Source organism: Aquisalimonas sp. 2447 (assembly GCF_012044895.1).
Classification (GTDB): domain Bacteria; phylum Pseudomonadota; class Gammaproteobacteria; order Nitrococcales; family Aquisalimonadaceae; genus Aquisalimonas.
On record NZ_CP050695.1, the window covers coordinates 178854 to 193226 of the forward strand.

14 protein-coding genes are annotated in these 14373 nt (G+C 60.1%); 11 read left to right on the forward strand and 3 right to left on the reverse strand.

Annotated features, from left to right (window positions below; all coding sequences use genetic code 11):
- The first annotated feature begins 103 nt into the window (after positions 1 to 103).
- Positions 104 to 1024, forward strand: a complete 921-nt coding sequence (locus KU884_RS00760; RefSeq protein ID WP_254432134.1) for a hypothetical protein — start codon at positions 104 to 106, stop codon at positions 1022 to 1024.
- Positions 1025 to 1390: 366 nt separating this feature from the next.
- On the opposite strand, the gene KU884_RS00765 is transcribed toward KU884_RS00760, so the two are convergent.
- Both KU884_RS00765 and KU884_RS00770 read right to left on the reverse strand, forming a co-directional pair.
- Positions 1391 to 2458: an IS3 family transposase gene (locus KU884_RS00765; protein ID WP_167780831.1), complete on the reverse strand. Its 1068-nt coding sequence runs from the start codon at positions 2456 to 2458 to the stop codon at positions 1391 to 1393.
- A complete protein-coding gene (locus KU884_RS00770) occupies positions 2455 to 2841 on the reverse strand; it encodes a transposase (RefSeq protein ID WP_167780832.1) in 387 nt (128 codons plus the stop codon). The genes KU884_RS00765 and KU884_RS00770 overlap by 4 nt, the downstream gene beginning before the upstream one ends.
- A gap of 246 nt (positions 2842 to 3087) precedes the next feature.
- Between KU884_RS00770 and KU884_RS00775 the strand changes: the two genes are divergently transcribed.
- The 7 genes from KU884_RS00775 (at position 3088) to KU884_RS00805 (ending at position 6638) form a co-directional block, all read left to right on the forward strand.
- On the forward strand, positions 3088 to 3549 hold the full coding sequence (locus KU884_RS00775) for a gamma-glutamylcyclotransferase (protein WP_254432231.1): 462 nt from the start codon (positions 3088 to 3090) through the stop codon (positions 3547 to 3549).
- Positions 3550 to 3624: 75 nt separating this feature from the next.
- A complete protein-coding gene (locus KU884_RS00780) occupies positions 3625 to 4284 on the forward strand; it encodes a DUF5343 domain-containing protein (protein WP_167780834.1) in 660 nt (219 codons plus the stop codon).
- Positions 4285 to 4286: 2 nt separating this feature from the next.
- Complete coding sequence (locus KU884_RS00785; protein ID WP_167780835.1) at positions 4287 to 4859, forward strand: Swt1 family HEPN domain-containing protein; 573 nt, start codon at positions 4287 to 4289, stop codon at positions 4857 to 4859.
- Between the two features lie 318 nt (positions 4860 to 5177).
- Entirely contained in the window at positions 5178 to 5339 is a 162-nt protein-coding gene (locus KU884_RS19190) for a GFA family protein (RefSeq protein ID WP_217351458.1), read from the forward strand.
- 78 nt (positions 5340 to 5417) lie between these two features.
- Positions 5418 to 6020 carry a GNAT family N-acetyltransferase gene (locus KU884_RS00795; RefSeq protein ID WP_167780836.1) on the forward strand — a complete coding sequence of 201 codons (603 nt, stop codon included), beginning with the start codon at positions 5418 to 5420 and terminating at the stop codon, positions 6018 to 6020.
- A 115-nt stretch (positions 6021 to 6135) separates the two neighbouring features.
- Positions 6136 to 6378, forward strand: coding sequence for a type II toxin-antitoxin system Phd/YefM family antitoxin (locus KU884_RS00800; RefSeq protein ID WP_167780837.1), 243 nt, complete (start codon positions 6136 to 6138; stop codon positions 6376 to 6378).
- Positions 6375 to 6638, forward strand: a complete 264-nt coding sequence (locus tag KU884_RS00805) for a Txe/YoeB family addiction module toxin (RefSeq protein ID WP_167780838.1) — start codon at positions 6375 to 6377, stop codon at positions 6636 to 6638. The genes KU884_RS00800 and KU884_RS00805 overlap by 4 nt, the downstream gene beginning before the upstream one ends.
- 127 nt (positions 6639 to 6765) lie before the next feature.
- Here KU884_RS00805 and KU884_RS00810 read toward each other — a convergent pair whose 3' ends face one another.
- Positions 6766 to 7902, reverse strand: a complete 1137-nt coding sequence (locus KU884_RS00810) for an aminotransferase class V-fold PLP-dependent enzyme (protein WP_167780839.1) — start codon at positions 7900 to 7902, stop codon at positions 6766 to 6768.
- 188 nt (positions 7903 to 8090) lie between these two features.
- Between KU884_RS00810 and KU884_RS00815 the strand changes: the two genes are divergently transcribed.
- Genes KU884_RS00815 through KU884_RS00825 form a run of 3 tightly spaced genes read left to right on the forward strand, consistent with a single transcriptional unit; the run spans position 8091 to position 14352 of the window.
- Positions 8091 to 10883 (forward strand): DEAD/DEAH box helicase family protein, encoded by a 2793-nt coding sequence (locus KU884_RS00815; protein WP_167780840.1) that lies wholly within the window; start codon positions 8091 to 8093, stop codon positions 10881 to 10883.
- A gap of 2 nt (positions 10884 to 10885) precedes the next feature.
- Complete coding sequence (locus tag KU884_RS00820) at positions 10886 to 12439, forward strand: restriction endonuclease subunit S (RefSeq protein WP_167780841.1); 1554 nt, start codon at positions 10886 to 10888, stop codon at positions 12437 to 12439.
- Positions 12436 to 14352 carry an ATP-binding protein gene (locus KU884_RS00825; RefSeq protein WP_167780842.1) on the forward strand — a complete coding sequence of 639 codons (1917 nt, stop codon included), beginning with the start codon at positions 12436 to 12438 and terminating at the stop codon, positions 14350 to 14352. The genes KU884_RS00820 and KU884_RS00825 overlap by 4 nt, the downstream gene beginning before the upstream one ends.
- The last annotated feature ends 21 nt before the right edge of the window (positions 14353 to 14373 follow it).

Genomic DNA, 14373 nt, shown 5'->3' on the forward strand with positions numbered 1-14373 from the left:
TGAAGCCGGTTTCTCTCTGCCTAATCAATCGGTCGAAGCTTTAGTGTCTGGCTTCGACTTTATGATCTCCGACCCTCAGAAGACGCCAATACACGAAAAAGGGATGGGGTTTCAGTCCGCAGCCTTATTAGCGGCTTTTCGATGGATAACGAAACAAGAAAAATCGGAGGGGCGAGAACCGTTGTGGCTACTAGAAGAGCCAGAGTCGTATCTGCATCCAGATCTTGCGGGAAATTGTAATTCTATTTTGGAGAATTTGGCTCAAGATGCAACTGTGATTAAGACTACACACTCCATGGCGTTTGTGCCACAAAATCCGAATCATGTGAGTGGTACTCGCCTTAATTCGAAGAACAGAACGGAAGTAGAGAGTTATAAAACGTTCTCGGAAGCAGTATCTTCTATCCGAGGCGCCCTAGGTATCAAATTCGGTGATTTCTACAACTTGGCTCTCTTCAATATACTTGTGGAAGGCCCAACGGACAGAGAGCTATTTGAATGGGTGCTAGATAAGCTGCCGGAGGACAGTTATCCACTTTCATTTGTTCGACACTCAAGATTCGAAGACTTCGGTGGCGTTAAGCATCTTTCTGGGTTCCTTAGGGCAACATATCAGTTTATTAGGCAAGAATACGCCTGTGTAGCAGTATTCGATGGCGACGACGCAGGAGAGAAGGAACGAAAGGATCTTCAAGCCTACTTCGGGCAGAAATCAATCCCATTCGAAGCAAACAGGCATTTTGTATCGGTACGTTCACGCTTTGCTATCGAAGGCCTCTTCCCTGATGATTGGATTAAAACCATCTATGAAGAGCATCCGTCGTGGTTTGATTCATTCGCAGTTGACGCAGGCGGTGAACTCGAACCGTTTAAGGTAAAGGATGGGAAGAAGTCACAAATGCAGGCCAAGCTGATCTCTCTCGCACAAGCCGAGAAGAGTTTGGATTGGGCTATCCGCTTCATCAATGTTTTCCAAATGATTGACTCCGCATTAGATTCGCTTCACGAAAAGCTAGACAACTAGCGATGAATATCCGTCGAGGCCTAACAAGAGCGTCAACGCGGACCGGCTTTTCCGCTGGCACTCCAAAGCCGGCCGGTTACGCTGGGCGTTAGATGCACACGGAGACGACACCATGAATAAATTAGTTTGCCCGCATTGCGGGAAACCGGGGCTTTCTATCCTACGCAAGATGTGCCTGGGACCAGCCGTGCCTGCAAAGTGTAAAGTATGTGGCAAGAAAGTCGGAGTACCATACACCACCATGTTTGCCATCATTCCTTTCATTGCAGCCATTCTCGCCTCAGCGCTCGTAGAATCGTTCGCGTTCAAGGCTGGACTTTTGGTCGGAACGTGTCAACGTTTTTCCGACAATGACCGGCGGTTTTCTTAGTGAACAGGCTCCTCTTCAGTGACGGTCACGGGTGTATGCGCTGGCATGTTCTCCGGGGCCTGATCCAGCAGCTCGGCGGCTGTGGTGATTCCGTCGCCGGGATTGATCGCCATGACGGCCGGCGGCAGGCTCGCCCGCGGCGCCCCGTTGGGGTAGCGCTGCGGGTGTGCAGCATAGTGCGCGGCGAGCGCCTGCTCGCGTCGGGCATGGACGGCCTCGACGTGGCCGTGAAAGACGTCGGCCGGGGTGTAGAACCCGATGCCTTCGTGGGGCCGGTGCTGATAGCTGGTCATGAACTGCTGCATCCACTCGCGGGCATGGCGGATGTCCCGGAACCGCCCCGGGTAGCCGGGGCTGTACTTGATGGTCTTAAACTGCGCCTCGCTGACGGGATTGTCGTTGCTCACCCGGGGGCGCGAGTAGCTGCGACGCACGCCGAAGGCGTCCAGGAAGTCCCGGTAGCTGTGGGCGATCATGGGCGCACCGCGGTCCTGGTGGACGGTCAGCTGCCCGGCCGGGATCTGATGGCGCGTCAGCGCATGGCGGAACAGGTGTTGGGCGAGTGCTGCGTTCTCCTTGGCGCTGATCATCCAGGCGATGGGGTAGCGGCTGAACAGATCCAGGATCAGGTACAGGTTCAAATAGCGCCGAGGCACCACCGTCGGAAGTCTGGAGATATCCCATGTCCAGGCGGCGTTCGGACGCTCGGCGATCACCCGCGGAACAGCGTGATTCTGGGGCGGTCGCTGTGGGCGCCGCTCACGCGTTTGCCCATCGGCGCGCAGCACGCGGTACATCGTCGACACCGAGGCCAGCACACGCCCCTCATTGAGTTCAGTGGCATGGATCACCCGCACGCTCGTATCCTGATAACGCTCGCTGCCGGCCAGATCACGGATGCGTTCGCGCTCCGCTGGCCCCAGTTGGCGTGGTTGGGGGCGCGGTGCACGCTTCGGCAATGCATGGCTGCGATCCCGGGGATAGCTCCCGGTGCGGGAGATCCCCAGCGCCGCGCAGGCGCGGCTGCGGGGAACATGCACAGGGCGCTCGTTGAGGACCGTCATTGCGAGCGCTCGTCGTTGCCGGCCCGGGCGACCAGATCCCGCAGTTTTTTTTGGAGCTCGACCAGATCCTCCGCCACCTGGGCGCGATGCTCGAGCTGCTCCTTCTCCCGGCGCAGCTTGGCAATCTCGCGGTCCCGCGGGTCGGTCGGCTTACGCCCACCGGTCTTGGGCTCCAGACCCTGTGTGCCGGTCTCGGCCAACGTCTGGCGCCATTGGGTGAGCTGCGCGGCATACAGGCCGTTGCGGCGCAACCACTCGCCCTTCTCGCCACGCGGGAGGGCATCGACTTCAGCCAGCAGGCGCTGCTTCTCGGCTGCGGAGAACCGCCGCCGTGTACGCCTCTCCAAGGTCGGATCAGTGGGTACTTCGTTCGAGTCGCTCACAGTCTTCGGCTCCTACGAAAGCCCTGGCTCCTTTATACAGGAATCAAAAGGGGCACTGTCGACTATGAGGTTGACACCCAGGGGGTCGGCGGATTCGGTGCGATGACTTTTATCCACATGCGTTGGATACCCCTGGAGCCGCGCTAGATGAAGTCGGAATTGCAGCGGAAGTTGCTCCGCAAAGCGGCTGAACCCGAACTTTAGCGGTAAGGAGGATTTGTGCTCTGCTTCTCGTATGGTTCCAATATGTCGCTCGCACGACTACAGGACCGTGTGCCGTCAGCCGGATTTGTGGCCATAGGGACTTTGCCAGCGCATAGGCTACGATGCCATAAAGTCAGTAGAGATGGCTCTGGGAAATGTGACGCTGAGGAAACCGGAAACCCCGAGGACCGCGTTGTCGGGGTGGTGTACGAGATTTCAGATGACGACAAAACGGCGCTTGATCGGAAGGAAGGGCTGGGCTCTGGGTACGACGAGAAGGAAGTTGAAGTCACTACAGCTCAAGGACAGTTAACGGCCTTGATATACTTTGCTACAAACACCAATTCTCAGTTGAAGCCATATCGCTGGTACAAGGAGCACGTCCTAATCGGGGCCCGTAAGAATGGCTTGCCACCTGAATACATTGCTCAGATTGAGGCAATGGAAGCCATCGACGATCCAGACACAGAGAGGCACGATCGTGAACTGGCAATTTACCGTTAGCAATCAAATCCAGCCGACGCTCGTACCTTGCGCGGCCGATTTGTGGCGTTAGCGGGAACATGGGAGGAGAGATATATGGCGCTAATGACCGCCTACTTACTCAAAACAAGCAATCTCGGGGAATTCTTCAATGCCCTTCAATCGGCGAAAGCCCCGGAGCGATTCACCAACAAGTTTCTGAAGGACCTTGACTTCACGAGCAGCAATGACCGTTTGCTTATCGGTGTTCTAAAGGGACTGGGGTTCATTGACGAAAATGGCGTGCCGGAGCAACGTTATTACGAGTTTCTCGATCCTGCGAATTCCGGGAAAGTGTTGGCCGAGGCGATTGAGGACGCCTACGGTGATCTCTTCGATATTCGAAAAGACGCTCAGAACATGGACGTGGCACAAGTTAGAGGGAAGTTTAAGAGTCTGACGCAGGGGCAAGAATCAGACAACGTGATCAACAATATGGCCGCCACCTTTACGGCGCTCTGCGAGCACGCTGACTGGAGTCCGCGACAAAAACCTGAGCCGGCGGTCAAGCAAGAAGAGGAAAAGGTGGGAGAGGCAGATAAGAAGGAGCGGACTCCCAAGCACGGTGCGGCGTCGGAGGAAGAAGATGCACCCGAAGGCTTGACGAATCGGGAAAAGCTGCAGCTGCATTATAATATCCAATTGATACTGCCGAACTCGCGCGATCCGGCAGTTTTTGACGCCTTGTTTACCAGCCTCAAAAAGCATCTCTTGTGACCATGACCAATCACGAAGACCAAGTCTACTCGTTTGTGTACCGCGGGCACCTGGCTCGGCAGGCCATAGGACAGCCATCGAGGGCCGCGCACGAAAACAGAATTGCCCAGCGGCTCCCTCTGGAGTTAATGGAAGACAACCATCTGGAGGTGGCGGAACGGATGGCAGTGGTTTATTCCGCGATTGCCGCGTTCGAGCGATCCGTTCGCGCATTTATCAAGACGCGGCTGCTCGACCCTGAGGTGGTCGGGGAGGACTGGTGGGTGGAGTGCGTTCCCGAAAAACGTAGGCAGAAGGCACAAAACCGGAGAGATGAAGAGAATAAGATCCGGTACCACGCAAAGCGAGGAGACAGCCTCCTTGACTATACGGAGATTGAAGACCTGTCGGCGATAATAACCACCAATCAGGAACATTTTAAGGATTTCATACCCGATATCGAATGGGCGAAACATATCTTCAAGTCAGTCGAGCGTTCTAGAAATATCATTATGCATAGCGGAGAAATGGAAGCGGAAGACGTCGAGCGCTTGGGTATGGCCATGCGGGATTGGCTGAATCAGGTTGGTGGTTAACTTGGCACTCAAGCCGACTGGCCTACGCTTCGCTTCGCCCAGCGGCTTAGCTTTTCGTTGTCACACAGGGAGGTTGAGTTAATGAACCTATCAGGTAGCTGCCTTTGCGGGGGCGTCCAATATGAACTGAATGGCGGCGTTAGCGACGTTTACAATTGCCATGGCTCTATGTGCCGCAAGCTCCATGCAGCGGCGTTCCGAACCTGTGCAAAGGTGCAGGCCGATGACTGGAGGACCGTCAGAGGCCAAGAGCTGCTCAAAAGCTACGAGTCATCGCCGTGAGAGTTCAAGGTTTTTTGCTCAAATTGCGGTTCAAGCATTCATACGAAGTTCAGTGAAAAGCCAGAGGTCTATGCGCTTCCACTGGGCACCCTCGACACTGATCCCGGCGTGCGCGCAGACCGACATGTCTTCGTGGGCAGCAAGGCGCCATGGTTCGATATCTCCGACGATTTGCCTCAGTTCACGGAGAATGGCTGAGGCAGTGATAACAAGTCGCGTACGACGGACGTCCCTGACGGGCCGCCGCTTTGCTCAGCGTTAGTCAGAGGAAAAGCAGTGGAAGTTTCTCCCCTCACAATTGATGGCACTCACATCAGGCTGGAGCCCTTAGCGAAGTCGCACAGCGACGCGCTGTACGCGGCCGCAGCGGATGGGGAGCTGTGGAACTCGAAGGTCACCTCCGTGCCGGGGTCGTTGCAGGCGACTGCGGAGTACATCGACGATGCGCTCTCGGGGCAAGCGCAGGGGCGGTTTCTGCCGTTCGCCATCATCCGCAAGACCTCCGGCACCGTTGTCGGCACCACGCGCTATCGCGCGATCGAGCGCGCGCACCGCCGGCTGGAAATCGGTTCCACCTGGTTGGCGACGAGCGCACAGCGCACGGTGGTGAACACGGAAGCAAAGTTCCTGCTTCTAAAGCATGCCTTTGAAGTGCTCGGCTGCCTGCGAGTGGAGTTCCTGACGGATGTCCTTAACGAGGGCTCCCGGAAGGCCATCCTGCGCTTGGGCGCGAAGCAAGAAGGAATCCTGCGGTATCACATGGTCATGCCAGGTGGCCGTCAACGGGATTCCGTGTGCTATAGCATCGTCAGCCCGGAGTGGCCGGAGGTTAAGGCCGGCCTTGAGGCAAAGCTCCGCCAATCGAGAGAAATAACCTAACAACGGGGTCGAACGCGCCGCGGCTCACCCGGAGTCGTTATACGTGGCGTTCGTCTTGACGTACGTACCGGAAGGCGTACTCTTGGTGGAGGCTTTAACACGCAAGAGGTGCGTCATGAACGGAATCACGGCAACTGAGGGGCGCAGCAACCTCTATCGGTTGATCGACGAAACCGCCGAGTCCCATCAACCAATCGTCATCATGGGCAAGCGGAACAAAGCGGTCCTGGTATCCGAAGAAGACTGGTCGGCCATTCAGGAAACACTGTACCTGCTCTCCGTGCCAGGTATGCGGGAGTCTACTCGAGAGGGGATGGATACCCCCGTGGATGAATGCGATGAGGGACTGGATTGGTGACATGGAAGTTGGTGTACACCAAGCGAGCACAGAAAGATGCAAAGAAACTGGCCTCCAGCGGCCTTATGCCCAAAGACCAGGAGTTGTTGGCACTGATTGCAGAAGACCCATACCGCAAGCCGCCTCCGTTCGAGAGGCTCGTTGGTGATCTTGCGGGGGCCTGTTCACGCCGCATCAATATCCAGCATCGTCTGGTTTACCAAGTGCTTGAGGGCGATCGAGTCGTGAAAGTGCTCAGGCTCTGGAGCCACTACGAATAATGCATCATCAGCCGGCTGTTGCCGGACAGGTGTTCCACCGCTTCGCGGCTCCACAAATCCCGCCTCAAGCATCTGGACGTGAAGCCACCGCACCGCGATCACGTCAGCGGAGGGTCGGGCGCCTGTCTCACTCCCGGCCGGTAATTGCCGCCAACGCGTCCTCCAATCTGGCCACGGTCCGGTCTACGTGCTGGAGTTTGTCCAGCCCGAACAGGCCAATCCGGAACGTGCGGAAGTCGTCGGGCTCGTCGCACATGAGTGGCACCCCGGCCGCCGTCTGCAGGCCCTGATCCGCGAAGGCGCGGCCGTTGTGCAGGGTGGGGTCGTCGGTGTGGCAGACGACGACACCCGGCGCCTGGAACCCCTCGGCGGCAACGCTGGCGAAGCCGTGTTCCGAGAGCAGCCCGCGGACCCGGTTGCCCAGCTCGCTCTGGCGTTCCCGCAGCATTTCCAGGCTGGCTGCCTCGGTCTCCCGCAGGGTGTCACGGAAGCGCGCCAGGCTGTCAGTGGGCATGGTGGCGTGGTAGGCGTGGCCGCCGTCCTCGTAGGCGCGCATGATGACGCGCCACTTGCGGAGGTCCAGCGCAAAACTCGTGCTGGTGGTCTGCTCCAGGCGCTCCTCCGCCGTGCCGCTCAGCATCACCAGCCCGGCGCAGGGCGACGCGCTCCAGCCCTTCTGTGGTGCGCTGATGAGCACGTCGACGCCCAGCGCGCGCATGTCCACCCAGAGTGCGCCGGAGGCGATGCAGTCGAGGACGAACAGGCCACCGCTCTCGTGCGCCGCCTCGGCGAGGGCCCGCACGTAGTCGTCCGGCAGCAGAATGCCGGAGGCGGTCTCCACGTGGGGCGCGAAGACCACGGCGGGCTTCTCTGCGCGGATGGCCGCTACCGCCTCTTCCACCGGGGGCGGAGCGTACGGTGCCTGGCGCTGCGATGTTGTGGGCCGCGCCTTGAGCACGGTGGTGGCAGAGGCAATGCCGCCGGTGTCGAGGATCTGCGTCCAGCGATAGCTGAACCAGCCGTTGCGGATCACCAAGCAGTTCTGGCCGGTGGCGAACTGACGCGCCACCGCCTCCATGGCCCAGGTGCCGCCGCCGGGAACCACGATGGCCGCCTCGGCCCCGTATACGCGCCGTAGTCCGGCCGACAGCTCACGCATCACGCCCTGGAACGCGGCGGACATGTGGTTCAGGGAGCGATCGGTGAACACCACCGAGTACTCCAGGAGTTGGCGCGGTTCCTGACCCGGTGCCTGCGCGGACATGCGAGCCTCCAGCATGGTTGTTGCTGACAGGGACAGGTGTACGCCGATTCGCCGCTGTTGGGCAAGCGGCGGTGCTTGGTGGTTATCTATCGGTGCACTTTGCTAATCGGGCAGTAGCCACACTGCCCCGACCTTGGCTAAGGTGGCGAGGCCATAGAAGAATCACAAAACAACCGCCCGGGAGCCTCATGGACCCGAACCAAAGCCCGGAACAACGCGCCCGCGACCGCATCGATGACCAGCTCCGGTCTTCGGGCTGGGTCGTGCAGAGTCTGGCAGGCCTGAATCCACAGGCCGGGCGCGGCGTGGCGGTTCGCGAATACCCCACCGACTCCGGCCCCATGGACTACTTGTTGATGGTGGATGGCGAGCCGGTCGGGCTGATCGAGGCCAAGCGCGAGGAGGAAGGCCACCGGATTACCACGGTGGAGGAGCAGTCGGCCCGCTATGCCGGTGCCGAACTCAAGTACGTCGGCAAGGCCGATCTACGCTTCGTCTACGAGGCCACCGGCGAGATTACCCGCTTCACCGACCGCCGGGACCCGATCCCCCGGGCCCGCGAGCTGTTCCAGTTCCACCGTCCGGAGACTTTGGCCGAATGGCGCGGGCAGGCCGGCCCGTTCCGCAAGCGGCTGCAGGCCCTGCCGGCGCTGCAACCTGATGGCCTGCGCGACTGCCAGTTCCACGCCATCAGCAAACTGGAGACCTCCTTCAAAGAAAACCGCCCCCGGGCGCTGATCCAGATGGCCACCGGGGCCGGCAAGACCTTCACCGCCATCACCAGCATTTATCGTCTCCTCAAGCACGCTGGGGCCAAGCGCGTGCTCTTCCTGGTGGATACCCGCAACCTGGGTGTTCAGGCCGAGAACGAGTTCCACCAGTACCTGCCCCAGGACGACAACCGCAAGTTCACCGAGCTCTACACCGTCCAGCGCCTGCGCTCGCCCCATGTGCCCACCGATGGGCAGGTCTGCATCAGCACCATCCAGCGCCTGTATTCCATCCTCAAGGGTGAGCCGCTGGCCGAAGAGGCCGAGGACGAGATGCCCGGCCTGGACGCCCTGCGCAAGGATCCGCTGCCGGTGGTCTACAACGAGAAGGTGCCGCCGGAGTTCTTCGACGTCATCGTCATCGATGAGTGCCACCGCTCCATCTACAACCTCTGGCGCCAGGTGATCGAGTATTTCGACAGCTTCCTGGTGGGCCTCACCGCCACGCCGGACAACCGCACCTACGCCTTCTTCAACCAGAATGTGGTCAGCGAGTACCCCCTGGAGCAGTCCGTGGTGGACGGGGTGAACGTGGATCACTTCATCTGGCGCATCGACACCCGTCTGAGCCGGGAGGGCGGGAAGATCGAGGCGGAGGAGACGGTGGAGCACCGCGACCGTCTCACCCGGGAGCAACGCTGGCAGCAACTGGACGAGGATCTGGAATACCAGGGCGCCCAGCTCGACCGTAGCGTGGTCAATCCCAGCCAGATCCGCACCGTCATCCGCGCCTTCCGGGATGCGCTTCCGCGCATGTTCCCGGACCGGCGGCTGCCGGAGGGCGACGGCGGCCCGGCCGGCGTCGAGGTGCCCAAGACCCTGATCTTCGCCAAGACCGACGGCCACGCCGACGACATCATCAATACCGTCCGCGAGGAGTTCGCCGCGAGCAACGACTTCTGCCGCAAGATCACCTACCGCATCGACGGTGACCCCCAGAGCCTGCTCAACAGCTTCCGTAACGACTACAACCCGCGCATTGCCGTCACCGTGGACATGATCGCCACCGGCACCGATGTCAAACCCATTGAGTGTCTGCTGTTCATGCGCGATGTCAAAAGCCGCAACTACTATATGCAGATGGTCGGCCGCGGCACCCGCAGCCTGGACGCCGACGGCCTGCGCCAGGTCAACCGTTCCGCCACCGGTCCCAAGGCCCACTTCGTGCTGGTGGACGCCGTGGGCGTGAGCGAATCGAAGAAGATGGAAACCGGCAGCCTGGAGCGCAAGCCCAGCGTGCCCATGAAGGACCTCATGCAGGCCGTGACCATGGGCGTGCGCCATCCGGAGAGCCTGACGAGCCTGGCCGGCCGCCTGGCCCGCTTCAGCAAGCGGCTCAACGAGGAGCAACATCAGGAAGTGCGCAAGATCACCGGTGGCCCGGACCTCAACACCATCGCCTCCGAGCTGCTGGCCACCGATGACCCGGACGCCCTGCGCCGCGCAGCCCGCGAGACCCACCAGCTCCCCGACACGGCCGAACCCGCGCCGGAGCAGATCGAGTCGGTTCGCGAGGAGCGCGCCAGGGCCGCCACCGCCGCCATCACCGGCCCGTTGACCACCTACATCGAAGAGGTGCGCCAGCGCCAGGAGCAGGTGGTGGACGACATCAACCCGGACGAGGTCACAGTCAGCGACTGGGAAACCGACGCCGAAACCCACCGCGAGCAGCTACGCCAGGAATTTGCGGAATGGCTGGCGGCCCACCGGGACGACATCGACGCCCTGACCATTTACTACGCCCAGCCGCACCGGCGCCGCGAGATCACCGCCCGGGCCATCCGCGAGCTGCTGGAGGCCCTCAAGCGCGAGAAGCCCAAACTGGCCCCGGCGCGGGTCTGGGACGCCTACGCCCGCCTGGACGAGGTGCAGGCCCGCCGCCCGGAAACCGAACTGGCCCAGATCATCGCGCTGGTGCGCCGGGCCAGCGGTTGGGATGAGCAGCTCACCCCCTATGCCGACACCGTAAGGGCCAACTTCAAGCGCTGGGTCTTCGGCCGGCATTCCGGCAATCAGCCCAAGTTCAACGAGGAGCAGATGGCCTGGCTGGAAAAGATCCGCGACCACATCGCTGCCAGCTTCCACATCACCGTGGAAGACCTGGACTACGCCCCCTTCGACGCCGAAGGCGGACGAGGGCGCATGTGGCAACTATTCGGGGAGGATATGGAGACCGTGTTGGACCAGATGAATGATGAGATGGCGGCGTAACCATGGAACGGAGTGGCGAATTTGTTCCTAACAGTGGATGGGCCAGTGTCACATTGGCTGAAGTCGCTAAATGGGGCTCCGGAGGAACGCCGTCGAGGAAGAAAAAGGAGTTCTTCGGTGGCTCGATACCTTGGGTAAAGACTGGAGAGCTCAAAGAAAAATATATAGTCAAAACCGATGAGCATTTGACCTCACAAGCGATTGAACATTCTTCTGCAAAAATCTTTCCGAAGGGTTCCGTTGCGATAGCAATGTACGGGGCGACAATAGGGCATGCATCTATATTGAATATAGATGCAGCCACAAACCAAGCCTGCGCGGTTGCCGACGTAAGTGCTGGAGCAATTGACAGTCTATTCCTGTATTACTACATCAGCCGTATATCACCACAATTGGTTGATGCAGGAGTCGGCGGGGCTCAGCCAAACATTTCTCAGGGTTTTTTGAAAAGCTGGCCAATAAGTCTTCCTCCATTTGCAGAACAACGCCGCATTGTCGCCAAGATCGAGGAACTCTTCTCCGAACTGGACAAGGGCGTGGAAAGCTTGAAAACCGCCCGCGCTCAGCTCAAGACTTACCGCCAGTCCCTGCTCAAGGCCGCCTTCGAAGGCCGCCTTACCGAACAATGGCGACGCGACAACGCCGACAAACTCGAAACCGCTGATCAACTCCTTGAGCGCATCCGCGAAGAGCGCGAAGCGCGCTACCAGCAGCAGTTGGAAGAGTGGAAGGCCGCTGTGGCGGAGTGGGAGGCCGATGGAAAGTCCGGAAAGAAACCAAGGAAACCGGCTAAGCCGAAGAAGGCGGGTGACACGCCGTCAAACCCCGAAAACTCCCCGCCTGATGGTTGGGTTGGTGCCGGCATCATAGATGTTGCCCTCGTTGGAACTGGTGTGACCCCTCTCAAGAAGCGAAGAGATTTCTACGACGGTGGTGATATTCCTTGGGTGACGAGTGGGGCGGTAAACGACTTGTATGTCCGGGAACCTTCAGGATGGGTAACGGAGACCGCTCTTGAAGAGACAAATCTTCGGATTTATCCAAAGGGAACGTTGCTCGTCGCCATGTATGGTGAAGGCAAGACTCGTGGCAAGGCATCTGAATTAGCGATTGATGCAACAACGAACCAGGCGCTTGCAGCCATCGTAACCGAAGGAATTGCTGCACATATCAGGCCCTACTTGAAATGGTTCTTGGTTCATAACTACGAGAAGATCAGACTATCATCGTCCGGTGGGGTCCAGCCCAATCTGAACTTGGGCATTGTGGAGAATATGGAATTCCCACTTTGTTCGCTGGAAGAGCAAGAGCAGATTGTGAACCAAATCGAATCAAGGGTTTCAAGGTTATCGCAGTTGGAAGAAGAGCTCGAAGTCTCGTTTCAGCGGGCAGAGCTGCTGCGCCAATCAATCTTAAAACGTGCCTTCGAAGGCAAACTCGTCCCCCAGGATCCCAACGACGAACCCGCCAAGGCCCTGCTGGAGCGCATCCGTCAGGAACAGGCCGATGCGCCCAAGGCCAAGCGCCGCAAGCGCAAGACGGAGTCGCCGGCATGAGCCAGGTCACGGCACAGGCGCTGCTCGACCAGCTCCGGCAGCTCGATGAGTCGGATCGGGTCGAGGCCAAGCGGGCCTCGGCCATTGGCGAGTCGCTGCTGGAGACAGTCTGCGCCTTTGCCAATGAACCTGGCCTGGGTGGCGGCTGGCTGCTGCTGGGGGTGGAAAAGGCCTCGGATGCGCCCGGTGACTATCGGGTGACCGGAATCGCGGACCCTGACAAGCTGCTGAACGACCTGCATTCCCGCTGTGCCAATGCCTTCAACGTACCGCTGCGGATTCAGGCCCGGGCGGAGGCGCTGGATGAGGGCACGGTGATTCTGGTGGAGGTGCCGGAGGCGGAACCGGCGTCCCGCCCGGTTTACTTTGCCAATAAACAACTGCCGCGCTCGGCCTGGCGACGCGGCCCCAGTGGTGATTACCGTTGCAACCAGGACGACCTGGCCGAGTTGTATCAGGGGCGGTCCGGTCAGAGCTACGATGCCTCGGTGGTGTCCGGAGCCAGCCTGGACGATCTCGACCCGGACGCCGTTGAACATTACCGTGATGCCCGCCGCGCCGTGCGCCCAGAGGCCGAGGAGCTGAACTTCTCCGATGAGGAGCTGCTGGAGGCACTTGGCGCCGTGGCTCGCCAATCTGGTGAGCTGCACCCCACGGTGGCGGGTGTGCTCTTGTTCGGCCGGCGTGGCGCGCTGCGCCGCTTGTTCCCAGCGAACCGGGTGGATTACGTCCGCATCCCCGGCAAGGAGTGGATCGAAGACCCGCACGAGCGCTTCACCACCCTCGATCTGCGCGACACGCTGCCCCGGTTGATTCAGCGGGCCACGGCGGCGGTGCTGGACGACCTGCCGCGTGCGTTCCAGTTACCGGAAGGTGAGATTCGCCGGGGCGAGAAGACAGTGCTGCCGGATAAGGTGGTGCGCGAAGCTGTGGTCAATGCCGTGATGCACCGCAATTACCAGCGCCAGCAGCCCATCCAGTTGCTGCGCTACAGTAACCGCTTGGAAGTGCACAACCCGGGCTATTCCCTGAAAGCACTGGAGAACCTGGGCGAGCCGGGCTCGCAGTGGCGCAACCCGGTGATTGCCTCGGTTTTGCATGAAATGGGGTTGGCCGAGACTAAGGGCAGCGGCGTCCGCGTGATGCGCCGGCTGATGGAAGAGGCCGGATTGTCACCCCCGAGCTTCGATTCCGACCGCCACAACGACCAGTTCTCCGCCACCTACCTGTTCCACCACTTCCTGAGCGAGGAGGACATCGCCTGGCTTGGCCAGTTCCGGCATCTGGGGCTCGGCGAGGACGAGCAGCGGGCGCTGATCTTCGTTCGCGAGACTGGCCGCATCACCAACTCCGATTACCGCGATCTCAACCGGGTGGATACCCTGACGGCCAGCCAGCGCCTCTCGCGCCTGCGCGACCTGGGCTTGGTCGAGCAGGTGCCACGCGGCCCGGCGACCTACTATGTGCCGGGGGAACGGCTCGGCTCCCCGACAGCCGAGACGGAAGACGACCTCTTCTCCGGCTTACCTAGGGAGTCCGAAGGCTTATCACAGGAGTCGGGGGCCTTATCACAGGAGTCGGGGGCCTTATCGCAGGAGTCCCAACGTGACGAATCCGTCTGGGCGTACCGCGAGCAACTCCTGGCCGAATTGCCGAATGAGCTTAGAAGCGAGCTCGAACGGATCGGCCAGCGCAGCCGCGACCCGAAGCAGATGCCAAAACTCATACAAGCGCTTTGCGCCCTCAGGCCCTACGGAGCGCGCGAATTGGCCGTTCTTCTCAAGCGTCGCCAGGATTACCTGCATCGCCAACACATTGCTCCACTACTAGCGGAAGGTGTCGTGCAATACCAGTTTCCAAGCGAACCGAACCGTCCCGACCAGGCCTATATTGCGGCAGAGGACTGGTCATGAGTGCTCTCCGCATAGCTCGAA